The sequence below is a fragment of the Pseudomonas sp. LS_2 genome (assembly GCF_042709235.1).
Lineage (GTDB): Bacteria > Pseudomonadota > Gammaproteobacteria > Pseudomonadales > Pseudomonadaceae > Aquipseudomonas.
Genome location: NZ_JAVAYC010000008.1, coordinates 169,651 through 194,509, shown reverse-complemented (window position 1 = coordinate 194,509; position 24,859 = coordinate 169,651). Strand labels below are relative to the sequence as shown.

General features: G+C 62.4%; 22 protein-coding genes. 16 read left to right on the top strand and 6 right to left on the bottom strand.

The window, feature by feature from the left end; translation table 11 throughout:
- Positions 1 to 52 precede the first annotated feature (52 nt).
- The gene (locus tag RAC97_RS10180; protein WP_375099607.1) at positions 53 to 1,051 is read left to right on the top strand and encodes an alpha/beta hydrolase family protein; all 999 of its coding nucleotides are present in this window, start codon (positions 53 to 55) and stop codon (positions 1,049 to 1,051) included.
- A 1-nt stretch (position 1,052) separates the two neighbouring features.
- On the opposite strand, the gene RAC97_RS10175 is transcribed toward RAC97_RS10180, so the two are convergent.
- Genes RAC97_RS10175 through RAC97_RS10165 form a run of 3 tightly spaced genes read right to left on the bottom strand, consistent with a single transcriptional unit; the run spans position 1,053 to position 3,507 of the window.
- A complete protein-coding gene (locus RAC97_RS10175; RefSeq protein WP_375099635.1) occupies positions 1,053 to 1,817 on the bottom strand; it encodes a TerB family tellurite resistance protein in 765 nt (254 codons plus the stop codon).
- Position 1,818: 1 nt separating this feature from the next.
- On the bottom strand, positions 1,819 to 2,490 hold the full coding sequence (gene murU, locus RAC97_RS10170) for an N-acetylmuramate alpha-1-phosphate uridylyltransferase MurU (RefSeq protein WP_375099605.1): 672 nt from the start codon (positions 2,488 to 2,490) through the stop codon (positions 1,819 to 1,821).
- Positions 2,491 to 3,507, bottom strand: coding sequence for an aminoglycoside phosphotransferase family protein (locus RAC97_RS10165; protein WP_375099604.1), 1,017 nt, complete (start codon positions 3,505 to 3,507; stop codon positions 2,491 to 2,493). It abuts the gene before it with no gap.
- A gap of 131 nt (positions 3,508 to 3,638) precedes the next feature.
- On the opposite strand from RAC97_RS10165, the gene RAC97_RS10160 reads away from it, so the two are divergent.
- The 11 genes from RAC97_RS10160 (at position 3,639) to RAC97_RS10110 (ending at position 17,653) form a co-directional block, all read left to right on the top strand.
- Positions 3,639 to 6,449 (top strand): LPS-assembly protein LptD, encoded by a 2,811-nt coding sequence (locus tag RAC97_RS10160; RefSeq protein ID WP_375099603.1) that lies wholly within the window; start codon positions 3,639 to 3,641, stop codon positions 6,447 to 6,449.
- Positions 6,430 to 7,749, top strand: coding sequence for a peptidylprolyl isomerase (locus tag RAC97_RS10155; protein ID WP_375099602.1), 1,320 nt, complete (start codon positions 6,430 to 6,432; stop codon positions 7,747 to 7,749). Before RAC97_RS10160 ends, RAC97_RS10155 begins: the two co-directional genes overlap by 20 nt.
- The gene (gene pdxA, locus RAC97_RS10150) at positions 7,746 to 8,735 is read left to right on the top strand and encodes a 4-hydroxythreonine-4-phosphate dehydrogenase PdxA (RefSeq protein WP_375099601.1); all 990 of its coding nucleotides are present in this window, start codon (positions 7,746 to 7,748) and stop codon (positions 8,733 to 8,735) included. Before RAC97_RS10155 ends, pdxA begins: the two co-directional genes overlap by 4 nt.
- The gene (gene rsmA / locus RAC97_RS10145; protein ID WP_375099600.1) at positions 8,732 to 9,532 is read left to right on the top strand and encodes a 16S rRNA (adenine(1518)-N(6)/adenine(1519)-N(6))-dimethyltransferase RsmA; all 801 of its coding nucleotides are present in this window, start codon (positions 8,732 to 8,734) and stop codon (positions 9,530 to 9,532) included. Before pdxA ends, rsmA begins: the two co-directional genes overlap by 4 nt.
- 165 nt (positions 9,533 to 9,697) lie before the next feature.
- On the top strand, positions 9,698 to 10,078 hold the full coding sequence (gene apaG, locus RAC97_RS10140) for a Co2+/Mg2+ efflux protein ApaG (protein WP_375099599.1): 381 nt from the start codon (positions 9,698 to 9,700) through the stop codon (positions 10,076 to 10,078).
- The gene (locus RAC97_RS10135; protein WP_375099598.1) at positions 10,078 to 10,944 is read left to right on the top strand and encodes a symmetrical bis(5'-nucleosyl)-tetraphosphatase; all 867 of its coding nucleotides are present in this window, start codon (positions 10,078 to 10,080) and stop codon (positions 10,942 to 10,944) included. The genes apaG and RAC97_RS10135 overlap by 1 nt, the downstream gene beginning before the upstream one ends.
- Before the next feature lie 13 nt (positions 10,945 to 10,957).
- A complete protein-coding gene (glpE, locus tag RAC97_RS10130) occupies positions 10,958 to 11,287 on the top strand; it encodes a thiosulfate sulfurtransferase GlpE (RefSeq protein WP_375099597.1) in 330 nt (109 codons plus the stop codon).
- Between the two features lie 283 nt (positions 11,288 to 11,570).
- Entirely contained in the window at positions 11,571 to 13,493 is a 1,923-nt protein-coding gene (locus RAC97_RS10125) for a PrkA family serine protein kinase (protein WP_375099596.1), read from the top strand.
- Positions 13,494 to 13,633: 140 nt separating this feature from the next.
- Positions 13,634 to 14,905: a YeaH/YhbH family protein gene (locus RAC97_RS10120; protein ID WP_375099595.1), complete on the top strand. Its 1,272-nt coding sequence runs from the start codon at positions 13,634 to 13,636 to the stop codon at positions 14,903 to 14,905.
- Positions 14,902 to 16,470: a SpoVR family protein gene (locus tag RAC97_RS10115; protein ID WP_375099594.1), complete on the top strand. Its 1,569-nt coding sequence runs from the start codon at positions 14,902 to 14,904 to the stop codon at positions 16,468 to 16,470. Before RAC97_RS10120 ends, RAC97_RS10115 begins: the two co-directional genes overlap by 4 nt.
- A 52-nt stretch (positions 16,471 to 16,522) precedes the next feature.
- A complete protein-coding gene (locus tag RAC97_RS10110; RefSeq protein WP_375099593.1) occupies positions 16,523 to 17,653 on the top strand; it encodes a multifunctional CCA addition/repair protein in 1,131 nt (376 codons plus the stop codon).
- A 12-nt stretch (positions 17,654 to 17,665) separates the two neighbouring features.
- Here the strand turns inward: RAC97_RS10110 and folK are convergent, their stop codons facing one another.
- Together folK and folB are read right to left on the bottom strand one after the other, a co-directional pair.
- Positions 17,666 to 18,175, bottom strand: a complete 510-nt coding sequence (gene folK / locus RAC97_RS10105) for a 2-amino-4-hydroxy-6-hydroxymethyldihydropteridine diphosphokinase (protein ID WP_375099592.1) — start codon at positions 18,173 to 18,175, stop codon at positions 17,666 to 17,668.
- Complete coding sequence (gene folB, locus RAC97_RS10100; protein WP_375099591.1) at positions 18,166 to 18,522, bottom strand: dihydroneopterin aldolase; 357 nt, start codon at positions 18,520 to 18,522, stop codon at positions 18,166 to 18,168. Before folB ends, folK begins: the two co-directional genes overlap by 10 nt.
- A gap of 74 nt (positions 18,523 to 18,596) precedes the next feature.
- On the opposite strand from folB, the gene plsY reads away from it, so the two are divergent.
- Entirely contained in the window at positions 18,597 to 19,166 is a 570-nt protein-coding gene (gene plsY / locus RAC97_RS10095; RefSeq protein ID WP_375099590.1) for a glycerol-3-phosphate 1-O-acyltransferase PlsY, read from the top strand.
- Positions 19,167 to 19,192: 26 nt separating this feature from the next.
- On the opposite strand, the gene tsaD is transcribed toward plsY, so the two are convergent.
- Entirely contained in the window at positions 19,193 to 20,218 is a 1,026-nt protein-coding gene (gene tsaD / locus RAC97_RS10090) for a tRNA (adenosine(37)-N6)-threonylcarbamoyltransferase complex transferase subunit TsaD (RefSeq protein ID WP_375099589.1), read from the bottom strand.
- Between the two features lie 205 nt (positions 20,219 to 20,423).
- Here tsaD and rpsU point away from each other — a divergent pair, with 205 nt between their 5' ends.
- The 3 genes from rpsU to rpoD all read left to right on the top strand — a co-directional run bounded on the left by rpsU (position 20,424) and on the right by rpoD (position 24,826).
- Positions 20,424 to 20,639: a 30S ribosomal protein S21 gene (rpsU, locus tag RAC97_RS10085; RefSeq protein ID WP_003255575.1), complete on the top strand. Its 216-nt coding sequence runs from the start codon at positions 20,424 to 20,426 to the stop codon at positions 20,637 to 20,639.
- A 289-nt stretch (positions 20,640 to 20,928) separates the two neighbouring features.
- The gene (gene dnaG / locus RAC97_RS10080; RefSeq protein ID WP_375099588.1) at positions 20,929 to 22,911 is read left to right on the top strand and encodes a DNA primase; all 1,983 of its coding nucleotides are present in this window, start codon (positions 20,929 to 20,931) and stop codon (positions 22,909 to 22,911) included.
- 67 nt (positions 22,912 to 22,978) lie between these two features.
- Positions 22,979 to 24,826, top strand: a complete 1,848-nt coding sequence (gene rpoD / locus RAC97_RS10075) for an RNA polymerase sigma factor RpoD (RefSeq protein ID WP_375099587.1) — start codon at positions 22,979 to 22,981, stop codon at positions 24,824 to 24,826.
- Positions 24,827 to 24,859: the final 33 nt, after the last annotated feature.

Here is a 24,859-nt window from a genome sequence, read left to right as displayed (position 1 = left end):
CACGGACAAATACTATTAGGCTGCCGGTATCATTCTGGCCTTGGGTTGATCCATGTTCACACTTTATCGCACGACGCTGGCCATGTTCTGTTTGGCCGCGACCCTACCACTGGCGGCGCACGCTGCCGACCCCGAGAAACCCGCCAGCGACGCGGCTGCCGCCAGCGCACCCCGTCCCCCCCTGGCCGAACGCAGCCAGGAGGACGCCCAAGCCCTGGAGCGCCTGGTGCCCAAGGCCGAGCAACTGAGCTTGCAAGCCGGCCCGGATACCTTCCTGGCCTTGTGGAAACCCGCCAACGAACCCGACCCCAAAGGCGCCGTGATCCTGGTGCCAGGCGCCGGAGAAAACGCCGACTGGCCCAATGCGATCGGCCCGCTGCGGCGCAAGTTTCCGGACAGTGGCTGGCACAGCCTGAGCATTACCCTCCCCGACCTGCTGGCCGATAGCCCGCAGGCGCGCGTCGAAGCCGCCCCGACCGCACAGCCCGACCCGGCGAAAGGTGCGGGCGAAACGGCACCGGCCAAAGATACCCCGGACGATGCCAACGCCAACGTCGCCCAGGCGACTGCGGGCGACCCGGACGTTGCACAAGGCACCGACGCGGTACAGGCCAACGACCAGAACGACCAGGCCGATGCCGAGCGTATCTTCGCCCGCCTCGATGCGGCGGTGACCCACGCCCAACGACAGAACGCCCACAGTATCGTGTTAGTCGGCCATGGCAGCGGCGCCTACTGGGCCGCACGCTACCTCAGCGAAAAGCAGCCGCCCCTGGTGCAAAAACTGGTGATGATCGCAGCGCAGACACCTGCGCGCGTGGAGCACGACCTGGAAAGCCTGACGCCAACCCTGAAAGTGCCGACTGCGGATATCTACTACGTCACCCGCGCCCAGGACCGCCAGGCCGCCGAGCTGCGCCTGCAGGCCAGCAAGCGACAGAAGGACAGCCAGTACCGGCAGTTGTCGCTGATTGCCATGCCAGGCAATAAAACGGCGGAACAGGAGCAACTGTTCCGCCGTGTGCGTGGCTGGTTGAAGCCTCAGGAGTAAGCTACAGCCCCCGCCGCTTGCGCACCAGGGCATAAGCCTGGTGCAGCTCGCGGGTGCGCTCGGTGGCCTGGCGTACCATGGCGTCGCTGGCGCCCGTGCCGGCCAGCTTGTCCGGATGGTGTCGACTGACCAGTCGGCGGTAGGCCTGCTTGACGTGGCCGGCTTCGGTGTCGGCTTCGACGCCCAGCACACGCAAGGCGGTGGCGTAGGTCATCACACTTCCCTCCAGCGCAGCACGGCTTGGTTCGTACTCCTGTGACAGCGCTTGTACCTGGGCAAGGCTCAGGCCCAGGCGCTGGCCCCAGTCGAGCAGCAGCTCACGCTCCTGGCGCCCCGCCTTGCCATCGGCCCAGACCATGCGCCAGCACGCACGCAGCGCACCTTCGGCAGCGTGGGGTTGGCCCCTCATGCGTTGCAAGTAGCGGCCCAGTCGGTCCTTGCCGGCCTTGCCGCGGTTGAAGGCGGCGATCGCCCGCAGACGTGCGGGTTCGGTCATGTCCAGGCGGGACATTTCCTGGCGCGCCTGGTAGATATGCCCCTCCAGCACTCTTCCGTCGCTCTTGGCCAGGCGCCCGAGCAACACGAACAGCAGCTCTTCGTCGCGCAGCGCCGGGCGCCCACCCAGGCGCTCACGCACATCGTCCCATCCTTGCAGACGCAGGCGGCGGTCCATGGCCTGGCCCAGCAATGCCCCCAGCAAGGCGCCGGGAATGCTGGCCACCATGAAACCGGCCCCGGCACCCAGCAACGTGCTCGGCCACCACATATCAGGGGCGCTCGCCAATCAAACGCTCGGCCTCGGCCAGGCGCTCGAGGGTACCGACATCCACCCAATGCCCGCGATGGTGCTCGCCACTGACCTTGCCACTGGCCATCGCCTGGCGCAGCAGCGGCGCCAATTTGAAGGCCCCAGGCTGGCAGCCGTCGAACAGGGCGGGGTCGATTACCGAGATACCGCTGAAGGTCAAGGTGCCGGGGGCGTCGTCGCCATCGGCAACCTGCCCGCCATCCAGGCGGAAATCACCTCGGTCGTGGTGCTCCGGGTTGTCAACCAGCACCAGATGGGCCAGGCCTTGCAAGGGTCGGCGCAAGCCGGCGAACTCGAAGTCGCTCCAGATATCGCCATTGACCAGCAGGAATGGCGCGTTGCCCAGCAGCGGCAGGGCCTTGAAGATTCCGCCACCGGTTTCCAGAGGCTCGCCCTCCGGCGAGTAATGGATCGCCAGGCCGAAACGGCTGCCATCGCCCAGGTGTTCCTCGATCTGTTGGCCCAGCCAGGCGTGGTTGATCACCACCTCGGTGAAGCCCGCCCGCGCCAGGGCGTTCAGGTGATATTCGATCAGCGGCTGGCCAGCCAACTTCACCAGGGGTTTCGGGGTATGCAAGGTCAGTGGACGCATGCGCTCGCCCTTGCCCGCCGCCAGGATCATCGCCTTCATTTATTTCGCCCCGCCCTTGAGGCTGGCAATCAGTTGGCCCAGCTCTGCCAGTTCCGGGCGACGCGCGATCACTTCATCTATATAGGCAAAGAAGCGCGGCACATCGGCGAGGTAACGCGGCTTGCCATCGCGGTGGCAGATGCGCGCGAAGATGCCGATCACCTTGAGATGGCGCTGTACACCCATCAGGTCGCTGGCGCGCTGGAAGACGTCGAAGTCTTCCTGCACAGGAATGCCGACGGCGCGGGCCTTCTGCCAGTAAACACGTAGCCAGCCCTCGACGCGGGCCTGGGGCCAGCTGAGGAAGGCATCCTTGAACAGACAGGTGATGTCATAGGTGACCGGGCCGTAGACCGCATCCTGGAAGTCCAGTACCCCAGGGTTGGGCTCGCTGCGCATGAGGTTGCGCGGCATGTAGTCGCGGTGTACCAGCACCTTGGGCTGGGCCAGGGCGCTGTCGATCAGCAAGTGGCTGACCCTTTGCCAGACCTGTTGCTGGCGCTCATCGAAGGTCAGGCCCAGTTCGCGACCGACATACCACTCCGGGAACAGTTCAAGCTCGCGGCGCAGCAGGGCCACATCGTAGCTTGGCAAGGGGGCGTCCATCGCCAAGCGCTGGAAGGCCAGCAGGGCGTCGATGGCATCGGCGAACAGCGCGTCGGCGTTATCGGGGGTAATGATATCCAGATATGTCTGCCGGCCCAGGTCACTCAGCAAAAGGAAGCCGCGCTCCAGGTCCTGCGCGTGGATGACGGGTACATTCACCTTTGCGCTGGTCAGCAGATGGTCGATGTCGACGAAAGGCCGGCAATTTTCCTGGGGTGGGGGCGCATCCATGACCACGAAACTGTGGCCTGCACCTTCCCAACGGAAATAGCGGCGAAAGCTCGCATCGCTGCTGGCGGCGGTCAGGCTACCGCTGGGTACGCTGCCCCAGCCGTTGCCTTGGAAAAGAAGGTCAAGCTGCTCATCGAGCCAGACAGTCAGTTGTTGCAGGCGTGGATCGTGATCGGGCATTGCAAGGGTTCTCCGACGGCCCTAGCCGTCAAGCGGGTCATGCTTTATTATCCAGCATCTTTTTCAGACCATCGAGAGGCGTGCGGCCCCACACGCGGGCAGATGGCACGCAGGAAGCCCGGACTAATAAGATGGCATTGAAATCCCCCGCGTTTCGTAGAAAGTTTCCATTGCTGGTGACTGGCGGCCTTCTGGCCCTGCAACCTCTGACCGCACCCTTCGTGGTGGCGGCCGAGCAGTTCGATTGCCAAGTTTCCGCCTCTGGTGGTTGGGACTGCAAGCCCAAGACGGCAGCACAGAACCTGCCGCCACGCCCGGTGCATGCCGGTGCCGCGCTCAGCGCCGGCACGTCGGAGCAGGCCGCCGAGGCCTCTGGCGAGCAGGAAGCCAAGCCGGTGCTGGTCACCGAGAGCAAAGGTCGCGGCCTGAAGTCGCGTAGCGAAGACTACAGCCACCTGGACTGGGTCCCACGTGACCAGCTCACGCCTGCGCAGCTTGCCGAGACCGGCCCGTACTGCGCTGGCGCCTACATCGAGCCGATCCGTCCGGGCATGAACGACACGACGCCCAAGGACGAGTCGCCAACCTACATCAACGCCAAGGTCTCCAAGTACCAGCAGGAGCAGCAGATCGCAACCCTCGCCGGTGACGTGGTCATGCGCCAGGGCAGCATGCAGGTCGAGGCCGACGAGGCCAACCTCTACCAGACCGAGAACCGCGGCGAGCTCAAGGGCAACGTCAAGATCCGCGACAACGGCACCCTGGTGGTGGGCGACGAGGCGCAGATCCAGCTCGACACCGGCGAAGCCCAGGTCGAGAACGCCGAATACGTGATGCACAAGTCGAACATCCGCGGCAACGCGCTGTACGCCAAGCGCGCGGAAAACGCCATCATCCGCCTCAAGGACGGTACCTATACCACCTGTGAGCCGGGCAGCAACGCGTGGCAGCTCAAGGGCAACAACATTACCCTGAACCCGGCCACCGGCTTCGGTACCGGTACCAACGTCACCCTGCGGGTCAAGGATTTCCCGGTGTTCTACACACCGTATATCTACTTCCCGATCGACGACCGTCGCCAGTCCGGCTTCCTGCCACCGTCGTTCAGCAGCAGCAGCGACACCGGCTTCATGCTGGTTACGCCGTACTACTTCAACCTGGCGCCTAACTACGACGCCACCTTGTACCCGCGCTACATGGCCAAGCGCGGCTTGCTCATGGAAGGCGAATTCCGCTACCTGACCAAGTCCAGCGAAGGCCAGCTCGGCGGTGCGTACCTCAATGACGAGGACAACGACCGCGAGAAGCAGACCGACTACAAGAAAGAACGCTGGATGGTCAACTGGCAGCACAAGGGTGGGCTGGATGATCGTTTAATGGCTGAGGTGGATTACACCGATATCAGCGACCCGTTCTACTTCCAAGATCTTGAAACAGATCAAATTGGTGTCGAAAGCAGAGACTTTGTCAATCAGCGCGGTGCCTTGACCTATCGCGGCGACAGCTACCAGGCACGGCTGAACGTGCACGCCTATGAGCTGGCAACCATCTCGCAAATCACGCCTTACGACCGCCTGCCGCAAATCACGCTCAACGGTATGCTGCCATACCATCCAAGCGGCTTCGATTTTACCTATGAAACCGAGGCGGTTCGTTTCGAGCGCGACCTGAAAGACGACTTCGTGCTTAACGAGGATGGCCTGCCAGACAACAGTCTGGGGATTCCAGGCCGTCGCTTGGATGAAAACATCACGGGTATTGCGCGAGTCAACGGCACTCGCCTGAACCTTGCTCCGGCCATTAGCCTGCCACTGGTTGCAAGCTACGGTTACATCAAGCCCAAGCTCAAGTACGTTTACACCAACTACGATCTTGATCTAGACAGCCAAGGCAAAGCCCAAGCGATTGCACAAGCAGGCAGCCCCGGTTATGGCAGCTACCACAGCTCGCTGAGTCGAGACATCCCGGTATTCAGTGTTGACAGCGGCCTTTACTTCGACCGCCAGACCCAGCTGTTCGGCACTAACTACAACCAGACCCTCGAACCGCGACTGTTCTACCTCTATGTCCCGAACGAGGATCAAACGAGCATTCCGGTATTCGACTCGGCCGAAAATACATTCAGCTACAGCTCGTTGTTCCGCGACAACCGATTTGTCGGCACAGATCGTATCGGCGACGAGAACAAGATATCGCTGGGTGTGACCACTCGCTGGATCGAAGAGAATGGCTTTGAGCGGCAGCGCTTCAGTATTGGCCAAGCCTATTACTTCAACGATCGCAAAGTGCAACTACCTGGCATCGACTACCGCACCCGCCAAGATTCCCAAGCTGATGTATCACCCTACGCCCTGGAGTACGAGTACAACTTCAACCGCGACTGGCGCTTCAACTCGGACTTCAACTGGGACCCGGACAGCCGCAGCACCCGCTCGGGCAGCGCGATGTTCCACTACCAGCCTGAGGACAACCCTAACAAGGTGGTAAACCTTGGCTACCGCTATCGTAACGACCTGATTACCTACGACTCGCTTACCGGCACTTGGAAAGTAGGTAGTGGTGACTACGGCACGCCGGGTGACCCGAACTACATCAAGGACTACTACAAGATCCAGCAGCACGACTTCTCGGTCATCTGGCCGATCGTGCCGCAATGGAGCGCAATCGGGCGCTGGCAGCACGACTACAATCGAAACCGCACCCTGGAAGCCTATGGTGGTTTCGAGTACGACAGTTGCTGCTGGAAAATACGCCTGATCAACCGCTACTGGATCGACTACGACGACTTCAGCCAAGCCATTCCCGCGAACGAGAAAGGCGACCATGGCGTCTTCCTGCAGGTCGTCCTCAAGGGCCTCGGCGGCGTGGTGGGCAGCAAGGTCGAATCGTTCCTCGACAAAGGCATTCAAGGTTACCGTACACGTGAAGAGCAAGCTAATTGATCGTCTGCGCCCAGTGATGCTGGGCGCCGTATTGCTGAGCGGCGCGGTACATGCCGCGGTGCAGCCCCTGGACCGCGTCGTGGCCATCGTCGACAACGACGTCGTCATGCAAAGCCAACTGGACCAGCGCGTTCACGAAGTGCAGCAGACCATCGCCAAACGTGGCGGTGGCGTGCCGCCGACCGGCGCACTGCAGCAGCAGGTACTTGAGCGTCTGATCGTCGAGAACCTGCAACTGCAGATCGGCGAGCGCTCGGGCATCCGCATCACCGACGAAGAGCTGAACCAGGCCATCGGCACCATTGCCCAGCGCAACGGCATGTCGCTGGAGCAGTTCCGCGCAGCCTTGGCCCACGATGGCCTGTCGTTCGACGATGCGCGCGAGCAGGTCAAACGCGAGATGATCATCAGCCGCGTACGCCAGCGTCGCGTAGCCGAACGCATCCAGGTGTCCGAACAGGAAGTGAAGAACTTCCTCAATTCCGACCTGGGCAAGATGCAGATGTCGGAAGAATATCGCCTGGCCAATATCCTGATCCCTACCCCGGAAAGCGCCAGCTCCGACGCGATCCAGGCTGCAGCCCGCCAGGCTGGCGATGTCTACCAGCAATTGCGCCAGGGTGCCGACTTCGCTCAACTGGCCATCGCCCGCTCGGCCAGCGAAAACGCCCTTGAAGGCGGTGAGATGGGCTGGCGCAGTGCAGGCCAGCTGCCGCCAGACTTCGCCCGGATGCTGAGCAGCATGGCGATCGGCGACATCACCCAGCCTATCCGTATTCCCAACGGCTTTATCATTCTCAAGGTCCAGGAAAAACGCGGCGGCGAGAACAGTGTGCTGCGTGACGAAGTGCACGTGCGCCACATCCTGATCAAGCCCAGCGAAATCCGCAGCGAAGCAGCCACCGAGCAACTGGCCGAACGCCTGTACGACCGCATCCAGAACGGCGAAGACTTCGCCACCCTGGCGAAGAGCTTCTCGGAAGACCCGGGGTCCGCACTCAACGGCGGCGACCTGAACTGGATCGACCCCGAAAGCCTGGTGCCTGAGTTCCGCGACCAGATGGCCAATGCCCAGCAAGGCGTAGTCACCCGGCCGTTCAAGACCCAGTACGGTTGGCACGTGCTCGAAGTACTCGGCCGCCGCGCGACCGACAGCACCGAGCAAGCGCGTGAGCAGCAGGCACTGAGCACACTGCGCAACCGCAAGTACGACGAAGAGCTGCAGACCTGGCTGCGCCAGATTCGCGACGAAGCCTACGTTGAAATCAAGCTGCCTGGCGCCGACCAGGCCGCCCAGTGAAACCCCTGCGCTTCGCCGTCACTCCCGGCGAGCCGGCCGGCATAGGCCCCGACCTGTGCCTGCTGCTCGCCGAGCAGCCCCAGCCCCACCCCCTGATCGCCATCACCAGCCGTGACCTGCTCGCTGAGCGGGCCGCGCAGCTGGGGCTGTCGGTCACTTTGCTGCCCGTCACCCCTGATACATGGCCTGACCTGCCTGCGGCAGCGGGCTGCCTGTATGTGTGGGATACGCCGCTGGCGGCCAATGTCGAGGCGGGTACCCTGAATCCGGCCAACGCCGCGTTTGTCCTCAACACCCTGACACGCGCGGGCCAAGGCTGCCTCGACGGCGACTTCGCCGGCATGATTACCGCCCCTGTACACAAAGGCGTGATCAACGAAAGCGGCATCGCCTTTTCCGGGCATACCGAGTTCCTCGCCGACCTGACCCATACCTCGCAAGTGGTGATGATGCTGGCAACCCACGGCCTGCGCGTGGCCCTGGTGACCACGCACCTGCCACTACGCGACATTGCCGACGCCATTACCGGCGAGCGCCTGGAGCGAGTCACGCGCATCCTGCATGCCGACCTGCGCGACAAGTTCGGCATCGCCCAGCCACGCATCCTGGTGTGCGGCCTCAATCCCCACGCAGGAGAAGGCGGGCACCTGGGCCGCGAAGAAATCGACATCATCGAGCCCGCCTTGGCGCGCTTGCGCAACGAAGGCATGGACCTGCGCGGCCCTTTGCCCGCCGATACCCTGTTTACCCCTAAATACCTGGAGCACTGCGATGCAGTGCTGGCGATGTACCATGACCAAGGCCTGCCCGTACTCAAGTACAAAGGCTTCGGCGCCGCCGTCAACGTCACCCTCGGCCTGCCAATCATCCGTACCTCGGTTGACCACGGCACGGCCCTGGACCTTGCCGGCAGCGGCCGGGTCGACACCGGCAGCCTGCGCGTGGCCCTGGAAACCGCCTACCAGATGGCCGAGAACCGACCATGAACGAGCAATACCAACACCGGGCGCGCAAGCGCTTCGGTCAGAATTTCCTGCACGACGCAGGCGTCATCGACCGCATCCTTCGCGCCATCAATGCCAAGCCTGGCGAGCACCTGCTGGAAATCGGGCCGGGCCAGGGCGCGCTGACCGAAGGCCTGCTGGGCAGCGGTGCACAGCTGGACGTGGTCGAGCTGGACAAAGACCTGGTGCCGATCCTCCAGCACAAGTTCGCAGGCCGCGACAACTTCCGCCTGCACCAAGGCGATGCCCTGAAGTTCGACTTCAACCAGCTCGGCGTTCCGGCACGCAGCCTCAAGGTGGTCGGCAACCTGCCCTACAACATCTCCACCCCGCTGATCTTTCACCTGCTCGAGCACGCCGGGCTGATCCGCGACATGCACTTCATGCTGCAGAAGGAAGTGGTCGAGCGCCTGGCGGCCGGCCCTGGCGGCGGAGACTGGGGCCGCCTGTCGATCATGGTGCAGTACCACTGCCGGGTAGAACACCTGTTCAACGTCGGCCCTGGTGCCTTCAACCCGCCACCAAAGGTCGACTCGGCGATCGTGCGCCTGGTCCCCCATGAAACCTTGCCACACCCAGCCAAGGACCCGCGCCAGCTCGAACGCGTGGTACGCGAAGCGTTCAACCAGCGCCGCAAGACCCTGCGCAATACCCTCAAGGGCCTGCTGGACAGCCAAGCCATCGAGGCGGCCGGTGTTGACGGCAGCCTGCGGCCTGAGCAACTGGACCTGGCAGCATTCGTGCGCCTGGCGGACCAGCTGTCTGCCCAACAGGCCTGAATCCCGCCTCATCCCGCCTCGCGGGGCAGTTCGTGGCGCCACACCGGCGTAGATACCTGCCCCGTGATGCCCTCCAGCCCGAGAACACCGCTGGCCCTGCCCCCCGCCAATGACCTAGACTGCAAGGGTTGCCTTCCTAAGCGTCCGTTCGTCCAAGGCCTTTGCATGTCAGATCCCCGCTACCAGATCGACGTCAGCGTCGTGACCCGTTATCTCAAAGAACAATCCGACCCCGAAAACAGTCGTTTCGCGTTTGCCTACACCATCACCGTGCAGAACAACGGCACGCTGAAAGCCAAACTGCTGTCCCGCCACTGGCTCATCACCAACGGTGATGGGGAAGTCGAGGAGGTGAAAGGCGCAGGCGTCATCGGCCAGCAACCGACCATAGAGCCGGGGCAGAGCCATACCTACAGCAGTGGCGCGGTCATCACGACCCGCGTGGGCGCCATGCAAGGCAGCTACCAGATGCTCGCCGGAGACGACAAGCGTTTCGATGCCGCCATCGCCCCCTTCCGCCTGGCCGTCCCGGGAGCCCTGCACTGATGGCGGTTTACGCTGTCGGCGACCTGCAGGGCTGCTTGCAACCACTCAAATGCCTGCTTGAAAGGGTGAACTTCGACCCTGCCGTGGATCGCCTGTGGCTGGTGGGCGACCTGGTCAACCGTGGCCCTGAATCCCTGGAAACCCTGCGCTACCTGTACTCGATCCGCGACGCGCTGGTCTGCGTGCTGGGCAACCACGACCTGCACCTCATGGCCGCCTGGCAGAATGTCGAACGCCTGAAAAAGAGCGACACCCTGCGTGAGATCATCGAAGCGCCCGATGCCGACCAGTTGTTCGACTGGCTGCGCAGGCAAAAACTGCTGCACTACGACGAAGCCCGCAGTGTCGCCCTGGTACACGCCGGCATCCCGCCGCAGTGGACGCTGGGCAAAGCGCTGGAGCTGGCCGCGGAAGTCGAGGAAGTGCTGCGCGACGACAGCCGCGTCAAGCTCTATTTCGATGGCATGTACGGCAACGAGCCGAGCAAATGGAGTAAGAACCTCGCGGGCGTCGAGCGTCTGCGGGTCATCACCAACTACTTCACTCGCATGCGCTTCTGCACCGCCGAGGGCAAGCTCGACCTCAAGAGCAAGGAGGGGCTGGACACCGCTCCGAAAGGCTACAAGCCCTGGTTCGCCCACAAGGACCGCCGAGCACGTCATGTGAAGATCATCTTTGGTCACTGGGCAGCCCTCGAAGGCAAGGTCCACGTGCCCGGCGTGATCGCCCTCGACACTGGCTGCGTCTGGGGCGGAGCCATGACCCTGTACAACGTCGACAGCGGTGAATTCCACCGCTGCGACTGCGCCGAGGACGGCAGCCTACGCCCTGCGGCACAACCCGCTAGAATGAACGACCAACCCTGAAGGAAACCGCCCCATGAGCGAATTCAAACGCATCCCTCCCGAGCAGGCCCTGGCCCTGCGCGCGCAAGGTGCGGTCGTGGTCGATATTCGCGACCCGCAAGCCTTCGCCGCCGGTCATATCACCGGCGCCACGCACCTGGATAACCACTCGGTCGCCGAGTTCATCCGCAATGCCGACCTGGATGCCCCCACCCTGGTGGTGTGCTATCACGGCAATTCCAGCCAGAGCGCTGCCGCCTATCTGGTCGGCCAGGGCTTCTCCGACGTCTACAGCGTCGACGGCGGTTTCGAACTGTGGCGCACCACCTACCCCGCGGAAACCGCCCAGGACACGCCTGAATAATTTTTTCATTTTTACTGCAGCCCGCGCCCTGAGCGGGCTAGCGCCCCGGCTGACGAACGGTCGGGCGCATCTTCTCGGCCTTGCGCCCTTGACCTTGCGTAGAACCAACTATCCTTAAGCCCAGGCCATCCAAAAAGGGGAGAGCCGGTACACCGGCGTGCGGGTCATCGGTAGCGTTTCTACGGGTGTTCTGGGGGGTATACAGCAATCGGCCAGCCCGGTTGCATGCCAGCATCAGCTGACTGATCCGGCGTCGGCTCCACGTATCGAGCGAGGTGACGTCATGAGCATTTTTAGCCACTTCCAACAACGTTTCGAGTCAACCCGCCAGGAAGAACTCTCGCTGCAGGAGTACCTCGAGCTGTGCAAAGAGGATCGCAGTGCCTACGCTTCGGCGGCCGAACGGCTGTTGCTGGCCATCGGCGAACCGGAGCTGATCGACACCTCAGCCAACTCCAGACTCTCGCGAATTTTCTCCAACAAGGTGATTCGCCGCTATCCGGCCTTTGCCGACTTCCATGGCATGGAAGAGTGCATCGACCAGATCGTCTCCTACTTCCGCCATGCTGCGCAGGGCCTGGAGGAGAAGAAACAGATCCTCTACCTTCTCGGCCCGGTGGGCGGCGGCAAGTCGTCCCTGGCCGAAAAGCTCAAGCAATTGATGGAGAAGGTACCCTTCTACGCCATCAAGGGGTCCCCGGTCTTCGAATCGCCCCTAGGCCTGTTCAATCCGACCGAGGACGGGGCCATTCTCGAAGAGGAATACGGCATCTCGCGGCGCTACCTGAACACCATCATGTCGCCCTGGGCAACCAAGCGCCTGCAGGAGTTCGGCGGCGATATCAGCAAGTTCAAGGTGGTCAAGCTCTACCCGTCCATCCTCAACCAGATTGCCATCGCCAAGACCGAACCCGGCGACGAGAACAACCAGGACATCTCTGCCCTGGTGGGCAAGGTGGATATCCGCAAGCTCGAGGAATTCCCGCAGAACGATGCCGATGCCTACAGCTACTCGGGCGCACTCTGCCGGGCCAACCAGGGCCTGATGGAATTCGTCGAGATGTTCAAGGCACCGATCAAGGTCCTGCACCCGCTGCTCACCGCGACCCAGGAAGGTAACTACAACAGCACCGAAGGCCTTGGGGCGATCCCCTATTCCGGGATCCTGCTGGCCCACTCCAACGAATCGGAATGGCACACCTTCCGCAACAACAAGAACAACGAAGCGTTCATCGACCGGATCTACATCGTCAAGGTGCCGTACTGCCTGCGGGTCAGCGATGAAATCAAGATCTACGACAAGCTGCTGGTCAACAGCTCCCTGTCCAAGGCGCACTGCGCCCCGGACACACTCAAGATGCTGGCCCAGTTCACCGTGCTGTCGCGCCTGAAAGAGCCGGAAAACTCGAATATCTACTCGAAAATGCGGGTGTACGACGGCGAAAACCTCAAGGACACCGATCCAAAGGCCAAATCGATTCAGGAATACCGTGATGCGGCCGGGGTCGACGAGGGCATGAACGGCCTGTCGACGCGCTTCGCCTTCAAGATCCTCTCCAAGGTATTCAACTTCGACCCCCACGAAGTGGCCGCCAACCCAGTGCACCTGCTGTATGTGCTGGAGCAGCAGATCGAGCAGGAACAGTTCCCTGCCGAAGTGCGCGAACGCTACCTGCGCTACCTGAAAGAGTACCTGGCGCCCCGCTACATCGAGTTCATCGGCAAGGAAATCCAGACGGCGTACCTGGAGTCCTACAGCGAATACGGCCAGAACATCTTCGACCGCTATGTGCTGTACGCCGACTTCTGGATCCAGGACCAGGAGTATCGCGATCCCGAAACCGGCGAAATCCTCAACCGTATCGCCCTCAACGAAGAGCTTGAGAAGATCGAGAAGCCGGCCGGCATCAGCAATCCGAAAGATTTCCGCAACGAAATCGTCAACTTCGTGCTGCGCGCCCGCGCCAACAACAATGGCAAGAACCCCAGCTGGCTCAGCTACGAGAAACTGCGGGTGGTGATCGAGAAGAAAATGTTCTCCAACACCGAAGACCTGCTGCCGGTCATCAGCTTCAATGCCAAGGCCAGCAAGGAGGACCAACAAAAACACAACGACTTCGTCACTCGGATGGTGGAGCGTGGCTACACCGACAAGCAGGTACGCCTGCTGTCGGAATGGTACCTGCGGGTCAGGAAATCGCAATAAGCGGCAAGCTACCAGCCGCAAGCTGCAAGCGCTCTGGCGCAGGCCCCTGGGCAGGCGTCCGCGCTCGCAGCGGCGGTCGCTGCATTTCTTTGCGGCTTGTCGCTTGAAGCTTGCAGCTGCTCCCAGCTACCGGAGGGCCCATGAGCTACGTAATCGACCGACGCCTGAACGGCAAGAACAAAAGCACGGTCAACCGCCAGCGCTTCCTGCGGCGGTACCGTGACCACATCAAGAAAGCCGTCGAAGAGGCCGTGAGCCGCCGTTCCATCATGGATATGGAGCACGGCGAACAGATCAGCATCCCGGGCCGGGATATCGACGAGCCGATACTGCACCATGGTCGTGGCGGCAAGCAGACCATCGTCCACCCTGGCAACAAGGAGTTCACCGCCGGCGAACACATCGCACGTCCCCAGGGCGGCGGCGGTGGCGGCGGTCGCGGCAAGGCCGGTAACTCCGGCGACGGCATGGACGACTTCGTTTTCCAGATTACCCAGGAAGAATTCCTCGAATTCATGTTCGAGGACCTGGAACTGCCGAACCTGGTGAAACGCCACCTGACCGGCGCGGATACCTTCAAGACCGTACGTGCCGGCATCGCCAGCGAAGGCAACCCTTCGCGCATCAATATCGTGCGCACCTTGCGCTCGGCCCACGCCAGGCGCATCGCCCTGACCGGCAGCAGCCGCGGCCTGCTGCGCGAAGCCCAGAAGGAACTGGCGCGGTTGAAGGTCGAAGAACCTGATAACTTCACCGACATCCAGGCGGTCGAAGCGGAAATCGAGCGGCTACGGGCGCGCATCAACCGCCTGCCATTCCTCGATACCTTCGACCTCAAGTACAACCTGCTGGTCAAGCAGCCCAACCCCAGCTCCAAAGCGGTGATGTTCTGTCTGATGGACGTCTCGGGATCGATGACCCAGGCCACCAAGGACATCGCCAAACGCTTCTTCATCCTCCTGTACCTGTTCCTCAAGCGTAACTATGATCGCATCGAGGTGGTGTTCATCCGCCATCACACCAGCGCCCGCGAGGTCGACGAAGAAGAGTTCTTCTATTCCCGGGAAACCGGCGGCACCATCGTTTCCAGCGCACTCAAGCTGATGCAGGAAATCATGGCCGAGCGCTACCCAGCCAGCGACTGGAACATCTACGCCGCCCAGGCTTCGGATGGTGACAACTGGAACGACGACTCGCCGATCTGCCGCGATATCCTGACCAAGCAGATCATGCCGCATGTGCAGTACTACACTTACGTCGAGATCACCCCCCGCGAGCACCAGGCGCTGTGGTACGAATACGAGCGCATCGGCGAAGCCTTCCCCGACACCTTCGCCCAGCAACAGTTGGTATCGGCCGGTGATATCTACCCGGTCTTCCGTGAACTCTTCCAGCGCAGGTTAGCCACATGACCGCCAGAGCACAGAGACGCCAACCCATTTCCACCGGCTCCGAATGGACCTTCGAGCTGATCCAGACCTATGACCGGGAAATCAGCCGCTTGGCCGAGCGTTACGCCCTGGATACCTACCCCAACCAGATCGAAGTCATCACTGCCGAGCAGATGATGGATGCGTACGCCTCGGTCGGCATGCCCCTGGGCTATCACCACTGGTCCTACGGCAAGCAATTCCTCAGTACCGAGAAGTCCTACAGCCGTGGACAGATGGGCCTGGCCTACGAAATCGTCATCAACTCCGACCCCTGCATCGCCTACCTGATGGAGGAAAACACCATCTGCATGCAGGCGCTGGTGATCGCCCATGCCTGCTACGGGCACAACAGCTTCTTCAAGGGTAACTACCTGTTCCGTACCTGGACCGACGCCAGCTCCATCATCGACTACCTGGTATTCGCCAAGCAGTACATCGCCCAGTGCGAGGAGCGCCACGGTATCGACGCGGTAGAGGACCTGATCGACTCCTGCCATGCCTTGATGAATTACGGCGTGGACCGCTACAAACGCCCCTACCCAATCTCTGCAGAAGAAGAGCGCCGGCGCCAGAAGGAGCGCGAAGAGCATCTGCAACGGCAGATCAACGACCTCTGGCGCACCATTCCCAAGGGCGCCGAGAAAGGTAACGAAAAGGATGGAGGCCGCTTCCCAGCCGAACCGCAGGAAAACATCCTCTACTTCATCGAGAAACACGCCCCGCTGTTGGAGCCCTGGCAGCGTGAGGTGGTGCGCATCGTGCGCAAGATCGCCCAGTACTTCTACCCGCAACGCCAGACCCAGGTCATGAACGAAGGCTGGGCCACGTTCTGGCACTACACCCTGATGAACGACCTGTACGACGAAGGGCTGGTCACCGACGGCTTCATGATGGAGTTCCTGCAGTCGCACACCAGCGTGGTGTTCCAGCCAGGCTTCGACAGCCCGTACTACAGCGGTATCAACCCCTATGCCTTGGGGTTCGCCATGTACACCGACATCCGTCGCATGTGTGAAAACCCTACCGAGGAGGATCGCCGCTGGTTCCCCGAAATTGCCGGCAGTGACTGGCTCTCTACCGTGAAGTTCGCCATGAGCAGCTTCAAGGACGAGAGCTTCATCCTGCAGTACCTGTCACCCAAGGTGATCCGCGACCTCAAACTGTTCAGCATTCTCGACGACGACCAGCGCGACGACCTCCTGGTCCCGGCCATCCATGACGAAGCCGGCTACCGCGTCATCCGCGAGCAACTGGCTGCCCAGTACAACCTGGGCAACCGCGAACCCAACGTACAGATCTGGAGCATCGATCGCCGCGGCGACCGCTCGCTGACCCTGCGCCACCAGCAACACAACCGCAAACCGCTCGGCGACTCCACCGAAGAGGTGCTCAAGCACCTGCATCGCCTGTGGGGCTTCGATATTCACCTCGAGACCGTGCAGGGCGACCAGGTGATGAAAACCCACCACATGCCGCCTCGCGGTGAACATGGCGAGGCCGGCGACTACGGGCGCATGGACCTTGCCGTGATCCATCACCTCTAGGCCCTTCATTACTGCCGACAAGGTATCCTGTCGGCAGTAATGGAGGCTCCACATGCAGATCTACAAAGTCGGCGGCGCTGTGCGCGACCGCCTGCTCGGCCGCCCGGTCAGCGATATCGACTGGCTGGTGGTCGGCGCTACCGTGGAACAGATGCAGGCCCAGGGGTTTCGCCCAGTCGGTGCCGATTTCCCGGTATTCATCCACCCCAAGAGCGGCGAGGAATACGCCCTGGCCCGCACCGAGCGCAAGAGCGGGCGCGGCTACGGCGGCTTTACCTTCCATGCCAGCCCCGAGGTGACGCTGGAAGAAGACCTGATCCGCCGCGACCTCACCATCAACGCCATGGCCGAAGATGAGCACGGCAACCTGTGCGACCCCTATGGCGGCCAGGCCGACCTCGAACAGCGCGTACTTCGCCATGTTTCCCCGGCATTCGCCGAAGACCCCCTTCGTGTGCTGCGTGTTGCCCGCTTCGCCGCGCGCTATGCGCCGCTAGGCTTCCGCGTGGCCGAGGAAACACTGGCGTTGATGCGCCAGATCAGCACTTCGGGCGAGCTGCAAGCGCTGACTGCAGAACGCAGTTGGAAAGAGATCGAGCGCGCACTGATGGAAGACCAGCCCCAGGTATTCATCGAAGTGCTGCGTGACTGCGATGCGCTACACACCTTGATGCCCGAACTGGATGCCCTGTGCAACGTTGCGCAACAAGCTGACACCCCTCCCCTGGCTGCACTCGAACAAGCCGCTCGGCACCATCTGCCGCTGCATGTCCGCTGGGCCTGCCTGTTGCTCGGCCTGGACGACCTCAAGGCGATCCAGGCACTCAACCAGCGCTTCAAGGCCCCACGGGAATGCCAGGAGCTGGCCTTGCTGACTGGCGAGTTCAAAGAGCAGTGCCATCACGCCCAGGCACTGCAACCCGCTCAACTACTGGCGCTGCTGCACAAGTTCGACATCTACCGCCGACCACAGCGTTTCGAAGACTTCACCGCCGCCTGCGAGATGGACGCCCAGGGCCGAGATTATCCACAGGCAGGCTACCTGCGTGGCGCGGCAGCCGCAGCGAGGGCCGTGGACGTGCAACCACTGGTAGCGAGCGGGCTAAGTGGCCAAGCGCTGGGGGAAGCATTGAAAGCGGCGCGCCTGCTGGCACTGGAGGAATATCGCAAGGGCAGCGCCTGAGCCGGTATCCCGCTAGGCTGGCGTCAGCTGCAAGCCACGCCACTCGAACGGCACCGGCGCTAGCACCTGCTCGATGTTCGCCTCCTGCCACAGCTGCGCGACCGGCCGGCCATCACCTGGGTGCACCAGGCTAGGTGCCAGCAGCGACAACGGCCAAAGCACAAAGGCGTTCTTCAGGATCTCGGCGCGCGGCAGCACCAAGCCATTGAAGGTGCCATGCAGGTCGTCATACATCAGCACGTCGATATCCAGCGGCAGGCCTTTGCGCTCCGGCGCATAGCGGCCGTTTTCCGCCTCGATGAACTTCAACCGGCGGTCCAGCTCCAGCAGCGGCAGGTCGGTCTGGCCTGTGACCACCAGGTTGTAGAACGGGCCGCTCTTGATACCCACCGCCTGGCTTTCGAACACCGGTGAGCAGCGCATGTCACTCAGCAGGCCGGCCAGCGCGTCGAGCCCGGCGCACAGGTGCTTCTCGCGCTCGATATTACTGCCCAGGCCCAGGTAAACCGTGCTCAGAGACATCCGCGTTCGATCTCCACGCCAACACCCCCACGCGCCGCAGGCACTGCACCAGGCTTGGTCAGCTTCAAGCGAACCCAGGGAATGTTGAATTCCGACATCAATGCCGCCACCAGCCGCTCGGCGAAAGTTTCCACCAGTTCGAAGCGCGACTGCTCCGCGAAGGCCTGGATACGCGCGGTCACGGTCGCGTAGTCCAGCGCCAGGCTCAGGTCGTCGCCAGCGGCAGCCGGGCGGTTGTCCCAGGCAAAACTCAGGTCCAGGCGCAGGCACTGGCGGATATCCCGCTCCCAGTCATAGGCGCCGATGACGGTATCGACTTCCAGGCCTTCGATGAACACTCTGTCCAAGCACTTCTCTCCACAGCACGACAAGGGCGACGGGCGCCGTTAGAATCAGGGCATCCTCGCCCGGAATAGTTCGCATGTTTTGGTTACTGGCGATGCTCGCCTACCTGCTCGGGTCCTTGTCCTTCGCAATCGTACTGAGCCGTCTCAGTGGCAGCCCCGACCCGCGTTCCAGCGGTTCGGGCAACGCTGGCGCGACCAACATGCTACGCCTTGCGGGCCGCAAGCTGGCGATCCTGACCCTGCTCGGCGACCTGTGCAAGGGCCTGCTGCCGGTATTGCTGGCCAGCCTGGCCGGCCTCAACCTGCAAGAACAAGCCTGGATCGGGCTCTGCGCAGTGATCGGCCACATGTTCCCGCTGTACTTCCACTTCCAGGGCGGCAAAGGTGTCGCGACCGCCGCCGGCATGCTCATGGGGCTGTACTTCCCGGCGGCGCTGCTGGCCATTGGCGCCTGGCTGCTGACCTTCTACCTCACCCGTACCAGCTCGCTGGCGGCACTGATCGCCACGCCCCTGACCCTGCCTTTGCTGGCCTGGCGCGAGCCGGCGGCGCTGCTGCCAATGACCGCCCTCACGCTGCTGATCGTCTGGCGACACCGCAGCAATCTACGCGACCTGTTCGCCGGGCGCGAAAGGCATTTCTGACTCTCGCAGACGAAACACCTTCCACTTCACAGCGGTGGCAATTGCTCCATCGGCCAGCGTGCCTGCACGCTGATCGCCAGGTCCTGCTGCTGTCCGGCCAGCAGGCGCTGGCAACCGGCATAGGCGATCATCGCGCCATTGTCGGTGCAGAACTTCGGCCGTGCGTAATAAACGTTGCCCTTGATACTGGCGAGCATGTCTTCCAGGGAAGCACGCAACGCCTTGTTGGCACTCACGCCACCGGCGATGACCAGTCGCTTGAGGCCGGTCTGCTTGAGGGCGCGCTTGCACTTGATAGTCAGAGTCTCCACCACTGCCTGCTGGAACGCCAGGGACAGGTCGCAACGGGTTTGCTCGTTGTCGTCCCCGGCATCGCGGCGCTGCTGCCAGGTGTTCAGGGCAAAGGTCTTCAGGCCGCTGAAGCTGAACTCAAGACCCGGGCGGTCGGTCATCGGCCGCGGGAACACGAAACGTCCCGGCACGCCCTGTTCGGCCAGGCGCGCGATCTCCGGGCCACCTGGGTAGTTCAGGCCGATCAGCTTGGCGGTCTTGTCGAAGGCCTCGCCAGCGGCGTCGTCCAGGCTCTCGCCAAGCAGTTGGTACTGGCCGATACCATCGACCCGCACCAGCTGGGTGTGGCCACCGGAAACCAGCAAGGCGACGAACGGAAACTCCGGTGGCTGCTCTTCCAGCATGGGCGCCAGCAGGTGGCCTTCCATATGGTGCACGCCAATCGCCGGGATCTCCCAGGCGAACGCCAGAGCCTGGGCGCAAGACGCACCGACCAGCAGTGCCCCCACCAGGCCGGGGCCGGCGGTGTAGGCGATGGCGTCGATATCGGCGGCGACACAGCCGGCTTCTTCCAGCACTTCGCGGATCAACGGCAGCATGCGCTTGACGTGATCGCGCGAGGCGAGCTCGGGCACCACACCGCCGTAGACGCGGTGCAGGTCGATCTGGCTGAACAGCGCATCGGCCAACAAGCCGCGCTCGCTGTCATATAATGCGACGCCAGTTTCGTCGCAGGATGTTTCCAATCCCAGTACTAGCATGGGTCCGTGCCTTGTTGAGGCTGAATTCGAAGCCGCGCATGATAGTCCCCGTGCCGAGTGCCGACCAGCGGTTTTCGATCAGAGGCTTTGCATTCCGGCCAGCTAAGGGTTAACATCCGCAACCCTTGAAAACCGACGTTCTCCAGCACACCTTATGTTTTGCCAGGAGCACGTCTACCCCGGTAATGAATTAAGGTAGCCCTGGATGCCAGCCGTCAAAGTTAAAGAGAACGAACCCTTCGACGTAGCTCTGCGTCGTTTCAAGCGCTCCTGCGAAAAAGCCGGTGTACTGGCTGAAGTTCGTAGCCGCGAGTTTTACGAGAAGCCGACCGCCGAGCGCAAGCGCAAAGCCGCTGCCGCTGTAAAGCGTCACGCCAAGAAAGTTCAGCGCGAACAGCGCCGCGCCGTTCGCCTGTACTAATACAGGCGCTCTACGCAAAGCTTCTGCCCCGCCCGGCCTAGTGCCGGGTAGACGGCAGCGGTCGCTTCAAACCCTTGGCCATGCGCCTGGGGCGCCCCGGCAAAAGCCATGGGCAACCTGCAATACCCCGTCAGAACTGGCTTTTGGCCAGACGTGCACGTCCTAGCTGACGAGCCCTTCGCGGCTGCCGACGAGCACATTTTTCTTCGCCACACCCTCGCAGCAACTTCCCTCTCCAAACCCGCGCACAAGCGTTTAGACTTGCCAGTTGCCAGATGACGAGACTGCCATGGCCGGGCTGATTCCCCAGAGTTTCATTGATGACCTGCTCAACCGCACCGACATTGTCGATGTGGTGAGTTCGCGCATCCAGCTGAAAAAAGCCGGCAAGAACCATTCTGCCTGCTGCCCGTTCCACAAGGAAAAGACGCCGTCCTTCACCGTCAGCCCCGACAAGCAGTTCTACTACTGCTTCGGCTGCGGCGCTGGTGGCAACGCCTTGGGCTTCATCATGGACCACGACAACCTGGATTTCCCCCAGGCAGTCGAGGAATTGGCCCGCGCAGCCGGCATGGAAGTGCCCCGCGAGGAAGGCCGACGCGGGCAGAAGCCGCGCCAGCCCACCGATTCGCCGCTGTACCCGTTGCTGGAAGCGGCAGCTGAATTCTACCGCCAGGCGCTGCGCAGCCATCCAACCCGCAAGGCGGCGGTGGAATACCTCAAAGGCCGCGGGCTGTCCGGCGAAATCGCCCGGGACTTTGGCCTGGGCTTTGCCCCACCGGGCTGGGACAACCTGTTCAAGCACCTGGGCGCCGATACCTTGCAACAGAAGGTGATGATCGACGCCGGCCTGCTGATCGAGAACGCCGAGAGCGGCAAACGCTACGACCGCTTCCGCGACCGGGTAATGTTCCCCATCCGCGACAGCCGCGGCCGGGTGATCGCCTTTGGTGGCCGGGTGCTCGGCGACGACAAGCCCAAGTACCTGAACTCGCCGGAAACCCCGGTGTTCCACAAGGGCCAGGAACTCTACGGCCTGTTCGAGGCGCGCAAGCACAACCGCAACCTCGACGAAATCATCGTGGTCGAAGGCTACATGGACGTCATCGCCCTGGCCCAGCAAGGCCTGCGCAATGCCGTGGCGACCCTGGGCACGGCCACCAGCGAAGAACACCTCAAGCGTTTGTTCCGCGTGGTGCCCAGCGTATTGTTCTGCTTCGACGGCGACCAGGCCGGGCGCAAGGCTGCATGGCGCGCCCTGGAAGCCACCCTGTCGAACCTGCAGGATGGCCGCCGAGCGCGCTTCCTGTTCCTGCCCGAAGGCGAAGACCCGGATACCCTGGTGCGCGCCGAAGGCACCGACGCCTTCCAGGCCCGCATCAACCAGCACGCGCAGCCATTGGCCGACTACTTCTTCGAACAGCTGAGCAGCGAAGCCGACCCGCGCTCGCTGGAAGGCAAGGCGCACATGGCGACCCTGGCAGCACCGCTGATCGAGAAGGTCCCCGGCGCCAACCTGCGTCAGCTGATGCGCAATCGCCTGAGGGAAATTACCGGGCTCGACCCGCAACAAATGGAACAACTGGCCCAGCAGGCGCCAGCGCCCAGCATGCCGGACTACGACCCAGGCCTGGACTACGACGCCCTGGCCAGCTACACCCCCGACTACAGCGAGCAGGCTTACGACTTCGCCCCTGCCCAGCAGGAGCAGCGGCCCTGGACGCCGAACAAGGGCGGCGGCAAGAAACAGTGGGATGGCAAGCCCTGGGACAAGAAAGGCGGCAAACCCTGGCAGCGCGACGGCCAGCGCGGCGAAGCGCCTCCACGGGTGCCGGCGCCCGTGGAGCCCCCCACCCTTTCGGCCCTGCGTACGCTGCTGCACCACCCGCTGCTGGCCGGCAAGGTCGACGACGCCAGCCACTTCGCCGACGAAGAGCACGTCTACAGCCAGTTGCTGGTCGCGCTGATCGAAGCCGTGCAGAAGAATCCTCAGCTAAGCTCCATGCAGTTGATCGCACGTTGGCACGGCACCGACCAGGGCCGCTTGCTGCGGGCCCTGGCGGAGAAGGAATGGCTGATCGATGCCGACAACCTTGAACAACAGTTTTTCGACACTATAACTAGCTTGTCCGCTCGCCAGCGCGAGCGCAGCCTGGAACATCTGATGCGCAAGGCACGTCAAAGTGAACTGAGCACAGAGGAGAAATCTCAGCTGCTTGCCCTGCTGAGTCGCAATGTTCCCGCACAAAACCCGACCTCATCTGGCGCGTGAGGTCCATGCTCGGGTATAATCCTCGGCTTGTTTTTTGCCCGCCAAGACCTTCAGTGGATAGGGTGTTATGTCCGGAAAAGCGCAACAGCAATCTCGTATCAAAGAGTTGATCACCCGCGGTCGTGAGCAGGGCTACCTGACTTACGCGGAGGTCAACGACCACCTGCCTGAGGATATTTCAGATCCGGAACAGGTGGAAGACATCATCCGCATGATCAACGACATGGGGATCAACGTATTCGAGAGTGCTCCGGATGCGGATGCCCTGTTGTTGGCGGAAGCCGACACCGACGAAGCCGCAGCCGAAGAAGCCGCAGCAGCGTTGGCGGCCGTTGAAACCGATATCGGCCGCACGACCGACCCGGTGCGCATGTACATGCGCGAAATGGGTACCGTCGAGCTGCTGACCCGCGAAGGCGAGATCGAAATCGCCAAGCGCATCGAGGAAGGCATCCGCGAAGTCATGGGCGCCATTGCCCACTTCCCGGGCACCGTCGACTACATTCTCGGCGAATACGACCGCGTCACCACCGAAGGTGGCCGCCTGTCGGACGTCCTCAGCGGCTATATCGACCCTGACGACAACATCGCCGCGCCGACCGAGGAAGTACCGGTTCCGGGCGCCAAGCCTGCTGCCGAGAAGGAAGAGTCGGACGACGAAGAAGAAAGCGACGGTGATGACGAAGAGGAAGAGGGCGAAAGCGGCCCCGACCCAGAAGTCGCTCGCCAGCGCTTCGGTGCAGTCGCCGACCAGCTCCAGGCCACCAACAAGGTCCTGAAGAAGGCCGGTCGCGGCGGCAAGGAAAGCATCGCAGCCCTGCAGGCCCTGGCCGACCTGTTCATGCCGATCAAGCTGGTGCCCAAGCAGTTCGACGTTCTCGTCGAGCGCGTGCGCGGTGCCCTTGAGCGCCTGCGTGCCCAGGAACGCGCCATCATGCAGCTGTGCGTGCGTGATGCCCGCATGCCACGTGCCGACTTCCTGCGTCTGTTCCCAGGTAACGAAACCGACCAGACCTGGAGCGGTGACCTGGCCAAGCGCAGCACCAAATGGGCTGCCGCACTGGGCGAGAAAGACGCCGCCATCGTCGCCTGCCAGCAGAAGCTGGTCGACCTCGAGAGCGAAACCGGCCTGACCGTTGCGGAAATCAAGGAAATCAACCGTCGCATGTCCATCGGCGAGGCCAAGGCCCGCCGCGCCAAGAAGGAAATGGTCGAGGCGAACCTGCGTCTGGTGATCTCCATCGCCAAGAAGTACACCAACCGCGGCCTGCAATTCCTCGACCTGATCCAGGAAGGCAACATCGGCCTGATGAAGGCGGTGGACAAGTTCGAATACCGTCGTGGCTACAAGTTCTCGACCTACGCCACCTGGTGGATTCGCCAGGCGATCACCCGCTCGATCGCCGACCAGGCCCGCACCATTCGTATCCCGGTGCACATGATCGAGACGATCAACAAGCTCAACCGCATTTCCCGGCAGATGCTGCAGGAAATGGGTCGCGAACCGACCCCGGAAGAGCTGGGCGAGCGCATGGAAATGCCTGAGGACAAGATCCGCAAGGTACTGAAGATCGCCAAAGAGCCGATCTCCATGGAAACGCCGATCGGTGACGACGAGGATTCGCACCTGGGCGACTTCATCGAGGACTCGACCATGCAGTCCCCGATCGACGTAGCCACGGTCGAAAGCCTCAAGGAAGCCACCCGTGACGTGCTCTCGGGCCTGACCGCACGCGAAGCCAAGGTGCTGCGCATGCGTTTCGGCATCGACATGAACACCGACCACACCCTCGAAGAGGTAGGCAAGCAGTTCGATGTGACCCGCGAACGGATCCGTCAGATCGAAGCCAAGGCGCTGCGCAAGCTGCGCCACCCGACGCGAAGCGAGCACCTGCGCTCCTTCCTCGACGAGTGAAGACGAACCCCGGCCCAGGCCGGGGTTTTTCTT

Bases quoted from the DNA above. Each gene is read 5' to 3' on its own strand.
- RAC97_RS10115 (WP_375099594.1), top strand. From the start codon at position 14,902: ATGACCGCCAGAGCACAGAGACGCCAACCCATTTCCACCGGCTCCGAA.
- RAC97_RS10110 (WP_375099593.1), top strand. From the start codon at position 16,523: ATGCAGATCTACAAAGTCGGCGGCGCTGTGCGCGACCGCCTGCTCGGC.
- RAC97_RS10160 (WP_375099603.1), top strand. From the start codon at position 3,639: ATGGCATTGAAATCCCCCGCGTTTCGTAGAAAGTTTCCATTGCTGGTG.
- rsmA (WP_375099600.1), top strand. From the start codon at position 8,732: ATGAACGAGCAATACCAACACCGGGCGCGCAAGCGCTTCGGTCAGAAT.
- glpE (WP_375099597.1), top strand. From the start codon at position 10,958: ATGAGCGAATTCAAACGCATCCCTCCCGAGCAGGCCCTGGCCCTGCGC.
- RAC97_RS10180 (WP_375099607.1), top strand. From the start codon at position 53: ATGTTCACACTTTATCGCACGACGCTGGCCATGTTCTGTTTGGCCGCG.
- RAC97_RS10135 (WP_375099598.1), top strand. From the start codon at position 10,078: ATGGCGGTTTACGCTGTCGGCGACCTGCAGGGCTGCTTGCAACCACTC.
- RAC97_RS10165 (WP_375099604.1), bottom strand. From the start codon at position 3,507: ATGCCCGATCACGATCCACGCCTGCAACAACTGACTGTCTGGCTCGAT.
- rpoD (WP_375099587.1), top strand. From the start codon at position 22,979: ATGTCCGGAAAAGCGCAACAGCAATCTCGTATCAAAGAGTTGATCACC.
- murU (WP_375099605.1), bottom strand. From the start codon at position 2,490: ATGAAGGCGATGATCCTGGCGGCGGGCAAGGGCGAGCGCATGCGTCCA.
- folK (WP_375099592.1), bottom strand. From the start codon at position 18,175: ATGTCTCTGAGCACGGTTTACCTGGGCCTGGGCAGTAATATCGAGCGC.
- RAC97_RS10125 (WP_375099596.1), top strand. From the start codon at position 11,571: ATGAGCATTTTTAGCCACTTCCAACAACGTTTCGAGTCAACCCGCCAG.
- tsaD (WP_375099589.1), bottom strand. From the start codon at position 20,218: ATGCTAGTACTGGGATTGGAAACATCCTGCGACGAAACTGGCGTCGCA.
- plsY (WP_375099590.1), top strand. From the start codon at position 18,597: ATGTTTTGGTTACTGGCGATGCTCGCCTACCTGCTCGGGTCCTTGTCC.
- RAC97_RS10120 (WP_375099595.1), top strand. From the start codon at position 13,634: ATGAGCTACGTAATCGACCGACGCCTGAACGGCAAGAACAAAAGCACG.
- dnaG (WP_375099588.1), top strand. From the start codon at position 20,929: ATGGCCGGGCTGATTCCCCAGAGTTTCATTGATGACCTGCTCAACCGC.
- RAC97_RS10175 (WP_375099635.1), bottom strand. From the start codon at position 1,817: ATGTGGTGGCCGAGCACGTTGCTGGGTGCCGGGGCCGGTTTCATGGTG.
- rpsU (WP_003255575.1), top strand. From the start codon at position 20,424: ATGCCAGCCGTCAAAGTTAAAGAGAACGAACCCTTCGACGTAGCTCTG.
- apaG (WP_375099599.1), top strand. From the start codon at position 9,698: ATGTCAGATCCCCGCTACCAGATCGACGTCAGCGTCGTGACCCGTTAT.